The sequence below is a fragment of the Aquicella siphonis genome, from assembly GCF_902459485.1.
GTDB lineage: Bacteria > Pseudomonadota > Gammaproteobacteria > DSM-16500 > DSM-16500 > Aquicella > Aquicella siphonis.
In genome coordinates this window covers 1,808,605-1,826,443 of record NZ_LR699119.1, presented here as the reverse complement: position 1 = coordinate 1,826,443, position 17,839 = coordinate 1,808,605, and the positions used below count along the sequence as shown (strand labels likewise).

General features: G+C 40.0%; 17 protein-coding genes. 9 read left to right on the top strand and 8 right to left on the bottom strand.

The features are described from left to right. Positions 1-134 precede the first annotated feature (134 nt). Positions 135-1,349 (top strand): tyrosine-type recombinase/integrase, encoded by a 1,215-nt coding sequence (locus AQULUS_RS08535; protein WP_148339701.1) that lies wholly within the window; start codon positions 135-137, stop codon positions 1,347-1,349. On the opposite strand, the gene AQULUS_RS08530 is transcribed toward AQULUS_RS08535, so the two are convergent. The 6 genes from AQULUS_RS08530 to AQULUS_RS08505 are packed head-to-tail and all read right to left on the bottom strand — an operon-like array spanning position 1,346 to position 8,583. Continuing rightward, positions 1,346-4,558, bottom strand: a complete 3,213-nt coding sequence (locus tag AQULUS_RS08530; protein ID WP_148339699.1) for a type I restriction endonuclease subunit R — start codon at positions 4,556-4,558, stop codon at positions 1,346-1,348. The genes AQULUS_RS08535 and AQULUS_RS08530 overlap by 4 nt on opposite strands. Further along, positions 4,558-5,286, bottom strand: a complete 729-nt coding sequence (locus AQULUS_RS08525; RefSeq protein WP_148339697.1) for a restriction endonuclease subunit S domain-containing protein — start codon at positions 5,284-5,286, stop codon at positions 4,558-4,560. The genes AQULUS_RS08530 and AQULUS_RS08525 overlap by 1 nt, the downstream gene beginning before the upstream one ends. 8 nt (positions 5,287-5,294) lie before the next feature. Beyond that, entirely contained in the window at positions 5,295-5,822 is a 528-nt protein-coding gene (locus AQULUS_RS08520) for a restriction endonuclease subunit S (RefSeq protein WP_148339695.1), read from the bottom strand. Next, on the bottom strand, positions 5,812-6,822 hold the full coding sequence (locus AQULUS_RS08515) for a PDDEXK nuclease domain-containing protein (protein ID WP_148339693.1): 1,011 nt from the start codon (positions 6,820-6,822) through the stop codon (positions 5,812-5,814). The genes AQULUS_RS08520 and AQULUS_RS08515 overlap by 11 nt, the downstream gene beginning before the upstream one ends. Beyond that, positions 6,812-8,374, bottom strand: a complete 1,563-nt coding sequence (locus AQULUS_RS08510; RefSeq protein ID WP_148339692.1) for a class I SAM-dependent DNA methyltransferase — start codon at positions 8,372-8,374, stop codon at positions 6,812-6,814. The genes AQULUS_RS08515 and AQULUS_RS08510 overlap by 11 nt, the downstream gene beginning before the upstream one ends. Then, the gene (locus tag AQULUS_RS08505; RefSeq protein WP_148339690.1) at positions 8,374-8,583 is read right to left on the bottom strand and encodes a hypothetical protein; all 210 of its coding nucleotides are present in this window, start codon (positions 8,581-8,583) and stop codon (positions 8,374-8,376) included. The genes AQULUS_RS08510 and AQULUS_RS08505 overlap by 1 nt, the downstream gene beginning before the upstream one ends. Positions 8,584-8,679: 96 nt before the next feature. Here AQULUS_RS08505 and AQULUS_RS08500 point away from each other — a divergent pair, with 96 nt between their 5' ends. The 8 genes from AQULUS_RS08500 to AQULUS_RS08465 all read left to right on the top strand — a co-directional run bounded on the left by AQULUS_RS08500 (position 8,680) and on the right by AQULUS_RS08465 (position 15,559). Beyond that, positions 8,680-9,906: a hypothetical protein gene (locus tag AQULUS_RS08500; RefSeq protein ID WP_148339688.1), complete on the top strand. Its 1,227-nt coding sequence runs from the start codon at positions 8,680-8,682 to the stop codon at positions 9,904-9,906. After that, positions 9,903-10,646, top strand: a complete 744-nt coding sequence (locus AQULUS_RS08495) for a hypothetical protein (protein WP_148339686.1) — start codon at positions 9,903-9,905, stop codon at positions 10,644-10,646. Before AQULUS_RS08500 ends, AQULUS_RS08495 begins: the two co-directional genes overlap by 4 nt. Positions 10,647-10,788: 142 nt before the next feature. Next, positions 10,789-11,031 (top strand): helix-turn-helix transcriptional regulator, encoded by a 243-nt coding sequence (locus AQULUS_RS08490; protein ID WP_148339684.1) that lies wholly within the window; start codon positions 10,789-10,791, stop codon positions 11,029-11,031. Positions 11,032-11,042: 11 nt separating this feature from the next. After that, positions 11,043-11,342, top strand: a complete 300-nt coding sequence (locus tag AQULUS_RS08485; RefSeq protein ID WP_148339682.1) for a CHC2 zinc finger domain-containing protein — start codon at positions 11,043-11,045, stop codon at positions 11,340-11,342. Between the two features lie 2 nt (positions 11,343-11,344). Then, positions 11,345-13,393 (top strand): hypothetical protein, encoded by a 2,049-nt coding sequence (locus tag AQULUS_RS08480; RefSeq protein WP_148339680.1) that lies wholly within the window; start codon positions 11,345-11,347, stop codon positions 13,391-13,393. A gap of 162 nt (positions 13,394-13,555) precedes the next feature. Next, complete coding sequence (locus tag AQULUS_RS08475) at positions 13,556-14,167, top strand: hypothetical protein (RefSeq protein WP_148339678.1); 612 nt, start codon at positions 13,556-13,558, stop codon at positions 14,165-14,167. 38 nt (positions 14,168-14,205) lie between these two features. Next, positions 14,206-14,556, top strand: coding sequence for a hypothetical protein (locus tag AQULUS_RS08470; RefSeq protein WP_148339676.1), 351 nt, complete (start codon positions 14,206-14,208; stop codon positions 14,554-14,556). Then, a complete protein-coding gene (locus AQULUS_RS08465; protein ID WP_148339674.1) occupies positions 14,525-15,559 on the top strand; it encodes a DUF2971 domain-containing protein in 1,035 nt (344 codons plus the stop codon). The genes AQULUS_RS08470 and AQULUS_RS08465 overlap by 32 nt, the downstream gene beginning before the upstream one ends. A gap of 45 nt (positions 15,560-15,604) precedes the next feature. Here AQULUS_RS08465 and AQULUS_RS08460 read toward each other — a convergent pair whose 3' ends face one another. Together AQULUS_RS08460 and AQULUS_RS08455 are read right to left on the bottom strand one after the other, a co-directional pair. Beyond that, positions 15,605-16,444, bottom strand: coding sequence for a hypothetical protein (locus AQULUS_RS08460; RefSeq protein ID WP_148339672.1), 840 nt, complete (start codon positions 16,442-16,444; stop codon positions 15,605-15,607). Positions 16,445-16,825: 381 nt separating this feature from the next. After that, a complete protein-coding gene (locus AQULUS_RS08455; protein ID WP_148339670.1) occupies positions 16,826-17,686 on the bottom strand; it encodes a hypothetical protein in 861 nt (286 codons plus the stop codon). Positions 17,687-17,839 lie beyond the last annotated feature (153 nt).

Sequence of the window (17,839 nt, the reverse complement as noted above, 5' to 3'; positions counted from 1 at the left end):
TCCAGAAGCCCTTTATTTAAAGGGTTTTTTTATATATCCTACGTCCATTGATGTCCAACTGATACCCCCAACATCCAGTATGTTTTGGGGGCATTTTCGGGGGTACTTTGATACCCCTAAAAGGTGATACCCCCATGCCATTAAAAGACGTAACGATTAAGAACGCTAAACCTCGTGATAAGGCTTATAAGCTTGCCGATGAAAAAGGCTTATACCTTTATATTAAACCCAATGGCTCCAAAGCTTGGCGCTTGAAGTATCGCTTCCTTGGCAAAGAGAAGACCCTCTCAATTGGTCTCTACCCAGACGTAAGCTTACAAGCCGCCAGAAATGCACGCGATAATGCTAGAACGCAACTTACAGACAAGATTGACCCAGGTTTAGCGAAACAGGTATCAAAACGCAGTGCTAAAGAAGCTTCTGAAAATAGCTTCGAAATGATTGCGCGAGAATGGTATACCAAGTTTTCTACTAAATGGTCGCCAAATCATCGTGAAAGAATATTGCGCAGACTAGAGAAAGACATATTTCCATGGATTGGTAAACGTCCTATTTCGGAAATAACCGCACCAGAATTATTAACTGTGCTGAGACGCATGGAAAGCCGTGGCGCTATTGAAACCGCACATCGCGCCAGTCAAAACTGTGGGCAAGTATTTCGCTATGCAGTTGCAACAGGACGCGCAGAACGTGATCCATCAAATGATTTAAAAGGTGCGATTCCACCTGCAAAGAAAAAGCATCACGCATCAATTATTAAACCCGGTGCCATTGGCGAACTACTACGCGCCATTGAAGGATATCAAGGTCATTTTGTTACAAAGTGCGCGTTACGTTTAGCACCGCTTGTTTTTGTAAGACCAGGCGAGTTACGTCATGCAGAATGGAACGAATTTAATTTAGCTATTGGTGAATGGCGCATACCAGCTGAAAAAATGAAAATGAGAGTTACGCACATTGTCCCACTATCCTCTCAAGCAATCGCAATCATACGAGAACTCAGAGCGTTAACTGGTGACGGAAAATATTTATTTCCCAGTGTTCGCAGCTCAAAACGCGCAATGTCAGAAAATACAGTTTTAGCAGCATTACGTCGCCTTGGTTACACCAGTGATGAAATGACAGGTCACGGCTTCCGCTCAATGGCTAGCACTCTATTAAACGAACAAGGCTGGAATCCTGATGCGATTGAACGTCAATTAGCACATGGTGAACGCAACTCAGTTCGCGCAGCTTATAATTATGCTGAATATTTGCCTGAGCGAAAAAAGATGATGCAGCAATGGGCTGATTATTTAGATGGGTTAAAAGCTGGCGGCGAAATCATACAAATACGACAACGCGCCTAATTATCTTTTGTAATACTCCAATCACTTGATAGCATTTCAGCTTGTTGCAACACCGTTTGCACAGCAGCATCTTGCAAATCAGGAGGATAACCGTATTTGCGAAGAATCCGTTTTACAAGCACGCGTAGTCTCGCTCTAGCAGATTCACGATGCGCCCAATCAACCGAAACATTCTCACGCAAGCTTACTAATAACTCATGAGCAATTAATCGAAGCTTATCGTCACCCATAACTTCAACAGCACTCTCATTTTCAGCCAGAGCATCGTAAAATGCGATTTCCTCATCAGATAGGCCAGATTCTTCTCCACGTTGCCGAGCTGCACGGATGTCTTTAGCCAATTTAATTAATTCTTGCATCACTTCAGCAGCTGTAATTGCATTAGCATGATAACGAGCTACTGCATCTGCTAATCTTTCTGAAAAAGCTTTAGTTTGCACAACATTAGCTTTACTTCGTGAACGAATGCCATCATTGAGTAATTTTTTCAGAGCTTCTAAAGCAAGGTTCTTTTTTTCCATCTGCTGTACTTCAGCTAAAAATTCATCTGACAAAATCGATATATCAGGACTTTTAATGCCAGCAGCAGCTAAAATATCAACGATTTCAGTAGAAACAACAGCACGACTCACAATTTGTTGTATCGCCAACTCTCTTTCTTGCTTTGATACGCCTGTACCAACAGAAGTCTTTACTAACGCAGCACGTATCGCCTGAAAAAATCCAACTTCGTCTCGAATTTGTTTTGCTTCATCAGATGCAGAAGCTAAAGAGAAAGCTTTTGACAACGCCAGGACTGCATCTTGATATCTACGATGTGCATTCTTCTTACCTTCGTCTGTTTTCTCCTTAGCAGCTAGCTTATGCTGCATATCGAGAATCCATTCGATCGCTCCAGCCATCATTTTTAATCGTTCTTGGGGAGTTCCTGCTAAAGCTGATTTGAAATCAAATCCATGAAACATATCGCGAACAATTTCGTGTTTTTCCATCATAACAGCAATAGCTTCACTTTCATCAACACCCGTTTTTTCCTGGTCACTTGATGAATATTGCTGCAATGCTGATTTAAGATTTTGTGCAATACCAATATAATCGACAATTAATCCAGCTGGTTTATCACGAAATACGCGGTTTACACGTGCAATTGCTTGCATCAGACCATGCCCTTTCATTGGCTTATCTATGTACATAGTGTGCATACTCGGTGCATCGAATCCTGTCAGCCACATATCACGAACGATAACTAATTTTAAAGGATCTTTTGCATCGCGCGCACGTTTTGCTAAATTATCACGTCGTTTTTTACTTCCAATATGCTGCTGCCATTCTTGAGAATCGCTTGCTGCGCCAGTCATCACAACTTTTATTACACCTTCTTTATCATCCGAACTATGCCAACTAGGTCGTAATCTTATTATTTCATCGTACAGCTTTACACAAATTCGACGGCTCATACATACGATCATTGCTTTACCATCCAATGCGGCAATGCGATTTTCAAAATGCTCAACAATATCTTTAGCAACCATAGCGAGGCGCTTATCGCTTCCAACTAATGCTTCGATCGTTGACCATTTCTTTTTGAATCGCTCTTGTTCTAATTCTGGATCGTCTTCAGTAAGCTCTGCAACTTCTGCATCTATACTGGGTTTTTCATTTTCATCAAGTTCAATGCGCGCAAGTCGAGATTCATAATAAATCGGCACAGTAGCACCATCTTCAACAGCACGGCTGATATCGTAAATATCAATGTAATTACCAAATATAGCGGGTGTATTAACATCATCAGCCTCAATGGGTGTACCTGTAAAGCCAATGAAAGAAGCATTCGGCAATGCATCACGTAAATATTTTGCGAAACCATAAGAAATTGCAGCAGTTTTCGCATCAACCTTGGCACGAAAACCATATTGGCTGCGATGTGCTTCGTCCGCAATGACTACAACATTGCGACGGTCGGTTAGCATCGGATATTCGCTTTCACCTGTTTCAGGAGCAAATTTTTGAATAGTGGTAAAAACTACACCCCCAGATGCACGATTCAAAATCTTCTGCAAATCTTCTCGGCTTTCTGCTCGCACCGGAGTTTGTCGAATCAAATCACGACACATTGAAAATGTTGTAAATAATTGTTCATCCAGATCATTACGATCTGTTAATACAACAAGCGTCGGGTTTGCCATGGCAGGGTGTTTCACTAATTGCCCCGCATAGAACGCCATTAATAAACTTTTGCCCGAGCCTTGAGTATGCCAGATCACACCAGCTCGTTTGTCACCTCTTGCTTGTGACTTTACGCTAGGCAAGCCGTAATTTGCCGGGTCTTCGCGCACACCTAGGAATGGTGTAGCGGCACGAATCGTTGATTCAATCGCTTTTTGCACAGCGTGAAATTGATGATAGCCTGCAATAATTTTTATTAGACCATTATCTTTTTCACCAAAAACAGTGAAATCTCGGAATAAATTAAGCAGACGTCGATGTTCAAAAACACCTTCAATCAAGACGGAAAGTTCAGGCTCACCCTTTGACGCGATTTTATTACCATCAGTAGTACGCCAAGGCATATAACGCTCAAAATCAGCGGTTAGCGAACCTACTCTCGCAGTAATTCCATCAGATATTACAAGTAATGCATTAGTATTAAATAAAGTGGCGATTTGATTTTTATAAGTCTGGAGCTGATTAAAGGCTCCATCAACTGTTGCTGTATCACTACCTGGCGCTTTTAACTCAATAACAACGAGTGGCAACCCATTCACAAACACCACAACATCTGGACGTCGATTATTTTGACCGTTAATAACAACAAACTGACTTACTGCTAACCAATCATTTTTTTCTGGCCGCTCAAAATCAATGAGTGTAATCTTGCCTGCTGTCAACATGCCATCTTTTGCATAGTATTCAACATCAACACCTTCTACTATTAATTTGTGAATTCGTCTATTTTCTTCGATCAAAGAAGGTAATTCAGATTGCATAATCTTGCGAATAGCTTCTTGCTGCGCTTCGCCTGGAATATGAGGATTAAAACGTACAACTGCATCCTCTAATCTTTTTCTTAGAATAACTACATCATGACTTTCACGCTCTGGATTCAAACCATCAGGACTGATATTTTCTTCGCGCTCGATAGCATAATTGAGCGTACGTAGTTGATTTAGCAATGCTTGTTCAATATCATCTTCAGAGAGGAAAGCCATTAGATATGTGACTCCAGAAATTTCTCGGCGTCTTCAATTTGGAGTTGGCCAGAGATGAGCTTAGGAATAAGAAAATCGCGAATAGACGCAAGTGAATTATTCTCAAGCAAAATAGATGAGGAACGGTTTCGTAGTGGCTGAGTGCTTTTGTCAAACTGCTTTATGACTTCTAAAGGTGGAAGCAGGATACGAACTTGCCCTAAATTAGCTCGACTCAATTCTGTTTGACCAGTAGAACCCTCTCCCAAAGCTTCAATCTCTTCTTGTCGACGAAGCAAATTCAGACCTAAATAATTCGAAGTTATATTTGATGCTGCACGTACTATTGTAACGTGCGAATCAACAATAGTCCTTTCGGGTAAATGTAGTATTTGAGCCACACGGCCAAGTGTTCCCACCCCCGTTGAATTTACCAAAATGTCACCTATTTGGAGCTCACGTCCAATGATTTTTTTCAAACCGTGGTCATGTCTACGTGCTGTTGTAAAGTCAACAACGTTATTACGAATGCATCTCTGATTTAAAACTAATACTCCATCGCCCCCTGTATATTTCGGTGATAAACCTCGACTTAAATAGCTCGTCACTTCTGCTAATGGCAAAAAATCCCACCCTTTTGGGATCAACCCCATTTCCGATTTACACATATCTTCTGGTTTAATACCGTCAAAATCCACAAACCGTGACTTAAACAAAGCCTGCGCCATTGCATCCAGCGTTTCATTCATTTTTTGGTTCAGTTCGATTTTGTCGTCAAGTGAATTAAGAATGCTAGATATTTTTTTTGCACTCCTAAGGGAGGTAATTTAATCTCAGCCTTTTTGAAATCTTTCAATACCACTCTTGGAATGGCAGCACCAGAGATAAAATTAGTTTTTAGATATTCGATTGTGATGTTTGATGAGAAATAATATTTGAGAAAATCTGAATCAACCAACTTTTTATTTGGCCTTAAAATTGCAACAGAAGATAATAGAACAGCATCCAGTGGTTTTTTAACATTACATACTGTGTCAAGCGCACTATTGCCATCTTTTGCAATTAGCACATCACCAACTTCAGGGCGACACCCTTGATTAACTAATTTTTCAAATTCATCAATTGCAATCAATCTTGCCTCAGATAGATCAATTCCAAATCTAGTTAAGTCTTTAACAGATGCCATGGGCTTCCCATTAACTACAGATTGTGGGCTATTATGTGCACCATCAGTAATTTTTTCACATATATCATTTAGTGTTTTAGCCTCCCAATTACTCGCCATATTCAGTCTCCCGATTCTCCCGCTCAATAAATCTGATTAATTCCTTCTCTGTCGGTAGAACCGTTTTATATTTAGAGGCAAACAATTGCTTACTCTCTTTCAACACGGAATACTTAACCATCGTTTCATCTTTATCCGCGCAGAGAATAATTCCTAGTGTGGGGTTGTCGTCTTCTCCACGCTTCAATTCATCGAACATGCGTACATACATATCCATTTGCCCAACGTCTTGATGCGTTAATTTTTCAGTTTTTAGATCAATAATCACAAAACATTTTAGAAGATAATTATAAAACACCAGATCAACATAAAAATGTGAGGTCTCTGTGCTCACACGCATTTGTCTTGCAACAAAGGAAAAACCTTTCCCAAGCTCCAGCAGAAATTTTTGCAAATGATCAATAATGCTGGATTCCAAAAAAGATTCTTTACCCGTTAAATCATCCGGTACATCCAAAAATTCTAAAACGTAAGGATCTTTAATGAATGAGCAAGCATCTTCTGATTTTTCTACTTCCTTATCTTGAGAAGAAAGCAAACGTCGATAATATCCACTTTTGATATTGCGCTCTAAAAGACGTGAACTCCAATTTTGCGAGCTTGCTTCTTGAAGATAATAATGGCGTTCTTTTTCATTATCTAAGCGCATAATAAGACGTAAATGAGTCCACCCTAAATTAGCTACGCACTGCGTAGCCAATTCATTAAACGCAGGAAATGTCTGATAAAATTGTCTTATATTCTTGAGATTGGCAACCGAGAATCCTCTTCCAAAACAATCAGTTAGATACCGAGATAAATTTACCATCAAGTAATCGCCATAGTCTGCACGTGCCTTGCCATTCTGCTCTTCTTCAACAATCCGCTTGCCGATTTGCCAATACGTTTTAACCATGATCGTATTCACTGAACGATAGGCTGTTTCCCGCCCCGCATGAAGCAAATCACGAATATCTGCAAAAAATTGCTGCTCTGATTGTAATGTTTTTTTAGAGGTCATAACCAAGCCCCTTTAAATTGGCAGTAATCAGCGCATCCAATCTTGACGCTTCTTTTTGTTGAGCTTTCCATTCAGAAACTAAACGTTTCATTTTTTCTTCAAATGGTTCGCCATCATCTTCTTGTTCTTGAGCTCCAACATATCGTCCGGGTGTGAGCACATAACCTTGCTTTTGAATTTCTTCCTTCGTTGCTGATTTGCAGAATCCAGCTAAATCCGCATACTCACCAGCATTTTTCTCTCCACGCCATGCATGATAGGTATTTGCAATTTTTTTCACATCTTCATCAGTTAACTCACGACGGGTACGATCAACCATCACCCCCAATTTCCGTGCATCAATAAATAATACCAAGCCTCGTCTATCACGCAGATGCTCTTTGCCAGCCTGCCCATTTGATTTATCGCGCGCTAAAAACCAAAGACAAGCAGGAATTTGCGTTGAATAAAAAAGCTGACCTGGGAGCGCTACCATGCAATCAACCACATCAGCTTCGATCATTGATTTACGAATTTCACCTTCGCCAGATTGATTCGAAGACATAGAACCATTTGCCAATACAACGCCCGCTGTACCGAAAGGCGCTAAGTGATGAACAATATGCTGAAGCCAAGCATAGTTGGCATTACCTACAGGTGGCACGCCATGTTTCCAGCGTACATCATCACGCAGTCGCTCACCGCCCCAATCCGATACGTTGAAAGGAGGATTTGCAAGAACATGATCAGCCTTTAAATCCCGCAGCTCATCCTTGTGAAAGCTACCTTCATTGTTCCAGCGAATATCAGAATCAATACCGCGAACTGCCAAATTCATCTTGGCTAATCGCCATGTCGTATAATTTGATTCTTGACCATAGATTGCAATATCACCAATTCGCCCACCATGTTCTTGCACAAACTTTTCAGACTGCACAAACATACCACCCGAACCGCAACAAGGATCGTATACACGTCCTGTATATGGCTCTAACATTTCGACAAGCACTCGCACGACTGAACGTGGCGTATAGAATTCACCCCCACGTTTACCTTCTGCACCGGCAAATTGACCAAGAAAATATTCGTAAACGCGGCCTAATACGTCAGTAGATTTTTCGCCTGTTTCATTCAAAGTGATACCTGAAATGAGATCGATCAATTCACCGAGCATTACTTTATTTAATGCAGGTCTCGCGTAATCTTTTGGCAATACACCTTTTAACGATTCGTTATCTTTCTCTATTGCGCGCATCGCTTCATCAATCATCGTACCGATAGTTGGTTGCTTTGCATTTGCTTGCAAGTAAGACCAGCGCGCTTCTTTTGGCACCCAAAAGACGTTATCTGCTAGATATTCATCTCTATCTTCTGCTGTTTGAGAATCTTCAGCGAGTAACGCGGTGTATTTTGCTTCAAAAGCATCAGAAATATACTTTAAAAAAATAAGCCCAAGAGCAACATGCTTATAATCGGAAGGCTCCATATTTCCGCGCAGTTTATCCGCGGCTTTGAATAATTCGGCCTCGAAGCCGAGATTTGCACCATTTTGCTTTTTGTCTTTCTTTGCCATTATTTAATCCCTTCGATTTCATCAGTTGCGGCATTCATTCGCTCTTCTTGCTCACAAATATCAATTCCATTTTTTACGCAATAATCACGTATCAAAACTTCCACCATATTTGCTATGGAACGGTGTTCACGGTCTGCAGCCTCACATAGAGCCTTTTTAAGCTGCGGCATAATGCGAAAAGTTAGGGTAGCGGTTTTACTATTGGACATTTTTTATACACCATTAAAATACTGCGAATGTACTGCAATGTACATTAAAATCCTATACAATCCAAGCCTTAATCTCTTACCCATAAGAAGGATCGTATGGCTCGACACTACTCAGTACGGGAATTTTTTCGACAAACATCTAATAACTTGCTGGAACGCTTTTTTCATACACACTCTTTATTTAACGAACTAGATTTTAAAAGCATGAAGGAATCCAAGCCCGATGAGCTGTTACAGGCATGGCTTGATCTTCCAGAAAAGCAACGAAATGAAATGGACGCAATCTTACAAGAAATTTTTGAGCTCGGGTGCGAGAAAGGATTTATTGCGATCGTCGATGAAGCCAAATGGCAGATGGAAACCGAACCTGAAAAATTAGAATTCTTTATTGCGACTCTGTCTGACCTTCCCAACCATTACGACCGTGCGATTACAGCATTTCTTGATTATCCAGAATGCTGGAAAGGTGCTACACGGTTCTACCACGCTGATACATTAAGCTATTATTGGCGTAAACGTAAGAATATGGGTAACAAACCAGCTGCTTTTAACAGAGAATGTATAGAGCAACTGGCAAATATGATACGGAAATACTTTCATCAAACAGAAGGTCGTGGTAAGAATTGTATCGTCGAAATTTATCGTCGTGGCGAACTAGATTATTTCTTTGCATACCCCGAAGATTACTCACAACACAGCATCGAATGGGTTGATGGCGAATTTGGTCGCAGGCCGCATAATCCAGCATTTGAAATTGTTTTTATCTATTCACAAAAACATGGAACTTTGGATTTGAATTTTCGCGGCTCAAATAAAGCAAGCGAACAACTGCAGGAAATGTTTGCAATAGCCATTCTTAAAATGGACAAATTGCCTCCTGATTTGAAAGACAACCGCGTTTATGACTTAAATCCGCTGAGTAATAGAAACTTCGGCTTTGTATATCCTATTGATAGCGGAATCAGTAATGTCGTTATAAAAAAAATCAGACTGTCCTCTCGGATTAAAAAAGGAGAACGCTTAACTTACGAAGTTGATCCATTTGAGGATCAACATGCAATACATAACATTCTTGAACAAGCCAATAAAGCTTTTCCGCTGCAACGTTACTATGTCAGCCGGGTTGAATTCACCGCATCTGTTCTCATCGATAAAGAAAAACCACTCAAAAATATATCCTTTAGCTTAACTTACCCTAACTCATGCTCACTAAAATATGACAATGTTGGTATAAAGCTACGCGCAATGCTAGAAGCTTCTGGGATTGAACCAAAGGACGCAGCAAACCAAGGCGAAGTGTTTGAAACGGTTGAAGTAGTATGACAACCGATATGGTGTTAATTGATCTGTTTGAACGTATAGCTGCAAGTAAAGGCGCGGCGGCTTTTATTAACACGCTAGAAATAAACCAATGGCCATCTGATCTAGTAATGGCTATAAAATCCCATCGCATATTAGAAAAAGCATCTTCAGCAAAAAGTGCAATTTGCCCTGGATGCGAACGATCATGCATGATGCCGGTGAATACTCTTACCAATCAATCAAACATAACAACAGCATTTATTGTTTGCGATAAAGAAAGTGGCATTAATCGCGTTCCAATATCACTAGATCAAATTGACCAGTGGCAAGCATCAGGATATCTGCTCGCTAAACTAATTGCTAAATTGCTTGATCTACCTGTACCGATTAATTCATTAAACCCTACTGGTTGGGAAATTGGCATAATGCGGGGATCGCAACATTCAAGCTATCTAACATTAACCGACGACATCAAGCTCCTTATTCAATCAACTGGAAAGCAATTCTCGCTTATTGAGTTGATTTCGTTCGCCAATGGGTCATTCAAAATCGATAAAACGAAAATTATGCGGGCAGTTAATAAGCCTGCTACATCAGCAGGATTCGTTGAATCTATAACACAGAGACGAAAACGAATTCAAAAACGTGTAAATGCTCTAGCAAATCAAGGCCACAAAAATCCTATACAAATCGTTGCAAAGGAAGAAGGTATAACTCCTAGACGAATTCATCAATTATTAGAAAAAAATAATAAATCCTGAATTTAACGTCTTCATGGCTATTTTACAATTCTCTATAATTTTCAACACATTAAACTATATTTTGGTGTGAAGATTGCACGGAAGTGCCCTTCGTAGTTCTCAATTGGTAACTGTGTTCAATAACGCCTTAGGAGGCATTAACATGGTTACACCAATCTTACGACTTCCAGCAGTAAAAGCCGATTCCGGTTATTCCCGAAGCACAATTTACCTACGCATTGACCAACGACTATGGACAAAGCCCGTCAAGCTTGGCGCTCGTTCTGTCGGTTGGCCTGCTAATGAAGTAGCCGCACTCAATGCGGCACGCATTGCTGGCAAATCAAACGAAGAAATACGTGCGCTAGTCGAAAAACTCGAAGCATCCAGACAATTGGCCATATAGGGAGAGCGGGCATGAAATTCAATTCTAATTGCAAAAAATACAAATCAACATTCAACCGCAATCTCTTACCACGGCCAGGCGAGTATTACCGCAACCAAGGATTAAAACTCACTGGGGGTGGCGAGTGGAAATCAGCTATCTGTCCATTTCATGAAGATAAGAATCCTAGCCTTAGATTAAGGCTAGATTCTGGCGGATTTCGCTGCATGGCTTGCGGTGCTCATGGCGGTGATGTGTTGGCATTTCACATGCAGCTTCACAAATTAAATTTCATGAGTGCGGCACGCGCACTCGGCGCATTGGAGGAATAATCATGGAAAGAATAACTGAATCGGCAAAGGAGGCGGCACGCCGTCTTAGTCAACAAGCTATAAAAAAGGGGTTTCAACCAGAAGCTCTTCACGAGTATCGGGATAGCCAGGGCAACATCTTGTACTGGCGAATCCGATTAAAAAATCCAGCTACTGGTGAAAAATGGATACGACCTATGCGATATGACACAGAGAGAGGCTATATGCTTGAAGAACCAAACTGTCCTAATGGAAAGCCACTATACAATTTAGATAAATTATTATCACAAGAAAAAAGCCCAGTAATTATACCTGAAGGAGAATGGTGCGTTGATCGTCTGGGGAGACTCGGCGCACTATCAACTACTACAGGCGGCGCAAACTCTGTCGATAAAGCAGATTTGCAGCCATTAGCTGGGCGTTCCATTATCATCTGGCCTGACAATGATGCCTCAGGTAAATCGTTTAAAGATTCATTAATTAAAAAATTACTTCCATTAAATTGTGACATAAAAGTGATTAATATTGAATCTTTGCACTTGCCAGAAAAAGGAGATGTTGTTGATTGGCATGCATCAAACCCTGCTACAACACTTGACGATATTTACAAGCTTCCAATGATTTCCATAGAAAATCATGATGATGACATTGAAGAAACGTCAGGTGATAAATCCCAAACAACGGCTCTTGTTGATTTTACTAGAACACGGGTAAAACTATTTCACGACAAGAACGCTGCTGTATACGCTCAAGACATCGCCACAGGTGAAACTAGACGACTTGACGGCAGGCAGTTTAAAGACTGGTTGATTGCAAACTTTTATGAATTTTCAGGAAACTCGCCTAGAGAGCAGTCAATACGTGAAGCCTTGAATACTTTAAGTGGGTTAGCAAGATATCGTGGTGAGTGTTGCGAGGTATACATCCGAGCAGCGCATCATGATAACAAATACTATCTCGATCTAGGTGAGGCAGGTCAAAGCCGTGCTGTTTGCATCACATCAAATGGGTGGGAAATTATAGATAAGCCGCCTATTTGCTTTCTAAGACCTGAAACACTACACCCACTACCAGAACCAATGAAAAATGGTGATATCAAATTATTATGGGAATTAGTGAATATACCAGAAAACGACAGATTACTAATCATAACTTGGTTAATTGATTGCTTGCGCCCTGAAACACCATTCCCTGTGCTGGAACTTATAGGTGAACAAGGAAGTGCGAAAAGCACAACACAAAAAATGTTACGACGATTGATTGATCCTAATAGTTGCGACCTACGTGCAGCACCTAAGACGATAGAAGACATTTTTGTTAGTGCTGGTGTTAATTGGATCGTGAGCTATGAAAACATAAGCCACCTCTCACCACAGGTTCAAGATGCGCTCTGTGTCTTGGCGACTGGTGGTGGCTTCGCGAAAAGAAAGCTATATAGTGATGCTGATGAATGCGTAATCTTAGTAAAGCGTCCTGTCGTGTTAAACGGAATAAGTGCTGCTGTGACGGCACAAGACCTCATCGATAGGACAATCTCTATTGAAACACCGCTGATTACAAACAGAACTGAAATAACCGATCTGTGGAATCAATATGAACCAAACCATGCAAATCTACTGGGTGCGTTATTAACCATTTTTTCCGATTCGCTATCACGCTTGAAAAGTATTGTGCTTCCAGCGGCCGATCGACCACGATTAGCTGAATTTGCAAAACTTGGAATGGCGGTCGCAGAAACCATGGGGAAGACTGGTAGTGATTTTTTAGCTCAGTTTAATTCAAGCCGCCAAGAAACCATTGCACGAACCATAGATGCGAGCCCGGTCGCTTCCGCATTAATTGAATGGTTTGATGACAATAATCGACGTACAACAAAACTGCCAGTTAAAGAACTTTTCTCACAAATAGAAAGGAAAAAGCCTACTAACACTGATAGCTGGCCTCGCTCAGCAAAGGGGTTCGCAGACACATTACGTCGCATAGCTCCAGCGTTGCGCTATATGGGAATCGAATGCCGCAGCTTAGGTAAGATAGGTAGTAATGTTTATTGGGAAATACAACATAAGGAGTAACTTTCTAAATTAATGTCTTGCAAGTCTTGATGTCATCATATTCAAGACTTCAAGACATTAATGACTTCATTTTAACAATTGTTAATTGAGATTTTTATTAGAGACGAAAGTTAAAATTAGATGCAATTTTCCAAATGATTTCGGTAAAAAAAGGAGGCGAAAATGGGTGGACTAGGTAGTGGGCGTCATTGGTATTACAGCGCCAAATCAACCATTAACAATTATCACCGTATTGATGTCAGAAAGTGGTGCCGCGAAGGCTTACTCACCCCTGGTACTTCTTTTAATACAAAATGGTTTCGGAATGAAGAAATCACAGGATCAATTCGAGTATTGACCGCTGAAAAATGCATCATATTAAGCTATAAAGTTAAGCATTCAGATGATTGGAAAGATATGAATTACCCAGTTGATATTGAATGGACACCTTGCAGACTAGGAGGTAAACGTCCGTGGTTTATTTGTCCTGCAAAGAATTGCTGTCGTCGCGTGGCTATTTTATACGGTGGCGCTATTTTTGCTTGCCGCCATTGTTATCGATTGGTATATCCAAGCCAGCGAGAAAACATTGATGACCGTGCTACAAGAAAAGCTGACAAGATACGTGATCGCATGGGATGGGAGCCTGGCATTTTAAATGGTGAAGGCTTAAAACCTAAGGGCATGCACTGGAAAACTTTTAGACGATTGTGCTTCATACATAATGAGGCCGTTAATATCTCGCTGAGAGAAGCGACATTACGATTCGGAATAAATATGTTTGATTTATACTAGATACAAGCTATTTAACTTATCATTCAAGGAGAAGGAGCATGACAACTCCACGCAATATGCTGGATCAACACGCAAATGCCATTATTGAGAAATTAATTGAACGCGCATTAGCAGGTGATCTTACTGCACTTCGTCTTTGCGTAGAGCGCATTATTCCTCGTAGTAAGCAAGAGAACGGTATTCATTTTGACTTGCCAGAGGGAGGAATCGATTCCGGTGACAATATGCTGCAAATTGCCAACAATATCACTGAGGCAGTCGCTAAAGGTGAAATGACAATTGATGAGGCAGAAAAATTCACTGATTTCTTAAAGCATCAGCGTTGGCAGCTTGATCAAGCTACGAGTAAAATACAAGATGAAGAACGGAAAAAGCAAAGAGGCTGGTAAGATGAGTAACATTTTGAAATTCTATAAATACCAATCTCTATCAGACGATAAACATTTTACTTATCTTCAAAATTATTTAGATCAAAAGGTCTGGCTGACCCCACTGGGGAAATTTAACGATCCCTTTGAGGGAAGGTGCTCTCTAGTACGATATTCTCTCCAATTTGTGTTAGATAATCCTGATATTTTTAATCGCCTTTTGAAAGAATATCGTTTAAATGTTATGCCTGAATTAACAGAAGAAGATTTTAAAAGTTTTTTAAATTCAAATGAACTCCGCGATTACCATTCAAATAATCACGTACAAATTTCACATTTTGACAGGCATGGCGCTCTATCTTTAACAAGAAAAAATAATAATATTCCTATGTGGGCATATTACGCTGATAATCACAAAGGCTACTGTGTTGAATTCGAGCTAGATTTTAATCATCTACGTAAAACAACTATAATTGAACCCAAGGAACTGGATGGATTTATTAAAAATATTCATCAAGGCTCACAAATTCTATCCTCCAAACTACGTGATTACCCGCAAGCGTTTGTATTCGCAAAGGTTCGATACAGTAAAGAAATACCATCAATTTCTTATGATCACTCCGCCAAGCTAACTAACGAATACGAGCAACTCGAGTATTTTGTTAAAAATTCAGTCTGTGTTAAATCAATTGAATGGGAGCATGAGGATGAATTTCGATTAATTGTAAACGGCAATAGCGAGGATGGTGGATTGTTGCCACTGGAATGGTTTGCACCATTTTTGAAGGTTACAGGCATTATCATGGGCGCTCAAATGGACGATGACAAGCGTAAACACGTGCATAACTTATGCTTGGATAAAGACATCAGGATTTATAATGCTATCTGCTCTAATTCACATTATGCTATCGTGATAGAGCCATGCTTGAATATGAATCGTGATATTTATCACGCCATAGAATTAGGAATTGGATATCAATATCCAAAATCTAATTTTGAATGCAATTTTCAAATTGATTCGTGATGCGTAAATTATATTCATGATATTGCGTTACAATACAGTCTAAATTTATTTCATAAATATAGTTGCTTCTGATTTTATTCTTCCAATCTGCTCATTTGTAAACGGATCAATTAAGTTTTTATTATTAACAATTTTTACTTCTAGCATACAGTTAGAAAATTTAGTTCCAACATAAAGCATATCAGCTTTTTGAATAAAATCGCCACGCTTATACGTATGATATTTCTTTTCACCATCAAGTGGATCGACAATCTCAATTTCTGAAAAATCGTTTGACATATCATCCCCCGTTAATTTTGGGTTATCGAATAAGCGAACGGGAATATCAATTATTGACTTATCTGCAAGATCAGCTTGAATACTAGATACTGCTTCAGGTTTACATAAAATCTCTTTGATGTGTCTGCTGTTTATTTTCAATCTTCTTCTAACCAATATTTCATAACAAGGATGCTGGCATTCAAGCGCCTGAACAAGAATACTTAAATCAGAAACTTGTTGAGTATCATCAGTATTTGAAAAATTTCTCCCCGTATTGAAAGGAAATACAAAAAACTCTCTAAATGGCAACACTTTCATAGGCCTAATGACAAAACAAATATCACCGTAATAACACGTTGCCCCTTCTGCTATCCAATTAGTGTTACCCAAAAAGATATAATCTGTAAACCCATGCTGAGCTTCGGATAGCGCATTACTTGGTTTAATATGGTTTAGCTTTGACACATTGGGGTAATGCAAACCAAATAGTGTCGCCTTTGAATAGATATATCCATCTCGTATAATATTTCTTGCAGCGCTCAAGGGTGACCAATGGTACAGGCTATAGTCACTATCTTTCAAAATCGATATTAGTTTTCGTCTTGTGTAATGTGATGGCGTCATTTTTATTCTCCAGCGATTTTCGTAGGGCACACACTGTCGCATCGCACTATCGTGCTATTGTTGCTATCACGTACATCGGTACTAATATTAGCCCTTCACGCATATAGACAACTTGCAAGGTAGGATGTATTTGCATACATTAACCCTCCTGTTGTTGGGCGGGGAAAAGCCCACCGGCTCGGAGCCTAGCTCCTGCTGCATTAAGCATCAGCTCAAGCCTTGGAACAGTCGGTACCCTACAGTACAAGTATAGCTCTCATAATTGAGCAAATATTGAATAACACTATTTAAGCGGGGGTATTATTGGGGGTATCCTGAAAAACCACATTTTATATGTTATTTTAATTCAAACAGTTACATAATCAGTATGATTGACGCCGCCTAAATTTTAGGACCGTTAGGAGGTTGTGGCTGCAACTGCAAAAGTTTAGGTTGCTGGGAGGGGTTTCCTTGGGGCACTTGCGTGACTTGTTTTCGTATTAATGGGAATAATGCATTTGCATTTTGAGTGATAGGTGGAAGAGTATTTGCATTTACCTGATTTAATATTACAGGATTCGCCGATTGTGTTGTGGAATGGCCTGGACTAAACATATTAAAGCCAAATAGAGTTGAAATTGAAGGAAGGACTGGTTTTGGATTATAAATAGAACCAGCGGGTTCATTATTTGTTGATGCGGGAATGGCATCACTTTTTTTACTGCTTTTTGTTAGCCTGTATCTAAAGGTATGGAATGCGATGGCTTGTACATCTTTTAATAACGATTCTTTAAGCATATTCAAGTCTGATTTCATGAGCGGTCTAATGTCAGGTTTATTTTTTAGAAATTCTCGTAAGTCAGACATTTCCTTGCTTTGCGGTCTAAATTTAATTAATTCATTGGATTTTGTGTTTAATAATAAAAACTCTAATTGGTCTGCGTCTCCATTTACCAGTCTACTATCCCGCCAGTAATCGTAAGTTATAATGTCTGCGCCTGGTGCATCAACAAATTCACCCCTAAGGTTTACTAACCGCCGTCCATAATAACCAGCTCGTTCCGGGATGGTATTTTGCTGTGTGGAAATTATCGTTTCAGCAGGATTTGCCGGAGCGGTAGCCATGGCGGGTATTGGTGTGGTGGCATCAGTTGTCATTGATGTGGATATGGCAGAGATTTCAGATTGGTTGCCTGTCGTTAATTTTTGCTTTTTAGCAGGGGGAGCATCTATCGAATCCGATTTTCTTTTAAATCTAGGCATATAGGTCGCTCTTCAGAAATTTAGTTTTAATTATATATTATTATCAATACCCAAGAAGGCAAAGTATATTCTATCTGAACGCATATGCAATTGGAATGTTTACAATTCTTGAAAGCTGTCACTTTATTTGGCGGCAACCTCAAAATGGGTCAA

Coding starts and splice junctions, on each gene's coding strand:
- AQULUS_RS08530 (WP_148339699.1), bottom strand. CDS start 4,558: ATGGCTTTCCTCTCTGAAGATGATATTGAACAAGCATTGCTAAATCAA.
- AQULUS_RS08465 (WP_148339674.1), top strand. CDS start 14,525: ATGAAGAACGGAAAAAGCAAAGAGGCTGGTAAGATGAGTAACATTTTG.
- AQULUS_RS08525 (WP_148339697.1), bottom strand. CDS start 5,286: ATGAATGAAACGCTGGATGCAATGGCGCAGGCTTTGTTTAAGTCACGG.
- AQULUS_RS08515 (WP_148339693.1), bottom strand. CDS start 6,822: ATGACCTCTAAAAAAACATTACAATCAGAGCAGCAATTTTTTGCAGAT.
- AQULUS_RS08455 (WP_148339670.1), bottom strand. CDS start 17,686: ATGCCTAGATTTAAAAGAAAATCGGATTCGATAGATGCTCCCCCTGCT.
- AQULUS_RS08510 (WP_148339692.1), bottom strand. CDS start 8,374: ATGGCAAAGAAAGACAAAAAGCAAAATGGTGCAAATCTCGGCTTCGAG.
- AQULUS_RS08485 (WP_148339682.1), top strand. CDS start 11,043: ATGAAATTCAATTCTAATTGCAAAAAATACAAATCAACATTCAACCGC.
- AQULUS_RS08520 (WP_148339695.1), bottom strand. CDS start 5,822: ATGGCGAGTAATTGGGAGGCTAAAACACTAAATGATATATGTGAAAAA.
- AQULUS_RS08535 (WP_148339701.1), top strand. CDS start 135: ATGCCATTAAAAGACGTAACGATTAAGAACGCTAAACCTCGTGATAAG.
- AQULUS_RS08495 (WP_148339686.1), top strand. CDS start 9,903: ATGACAACCGATATGGTGTTAATTGATCTGTTTGAACGTATAGCTGCA.
- AQULUS_RS08460 (WP_148339672.1), bottom strand. CDS start 16,444: ATGACGCCATCACATTACACAAGACGAAAACTAATATCGATTTTGAAA.
- AQULUS_RS08505 (WP_148339690.1), bottom strand. CDS start 8,583: ATGTCCAATAGTAAAACCGCTACCCTAACTTTTCGCATTATGCCGCAG.
- AQULUS_RS08480 (WP_148339680.1), top strand. CDS start 11,345: ATGGAAAGAATAACTGAATCGGCAAAGGAGGCGGCACGCCGTCTTAGT.
- AQULUS_RS08500 (WP_148339688.1), top strand. CDS start 8,680: ATGGCTCGACACTACTCAGTACGGGAATTTTTTCGACAAACATCTAAT.
- AQULUS_RS08470 (WP_148339676.1), top strand. CDS start 14,206: ATGACAACTCCACGCAATATGCTGGATCAACACGCAAATGCCATTATT.
- AQULUS_RS08475 (WP_148339678.1), top strand. CDS start 13,556: ATGGGTGGACTAGGTAGTGGGCGTCATTGGTATTACAGCGCCAAATCA.
- AQULUS_RS08490 (WP_148339684.1), top strand. CDS start 10,789: ATGGTTACACCAATCTTACGACTTCCAGCAGTAAAAGCCGATTCCGGT.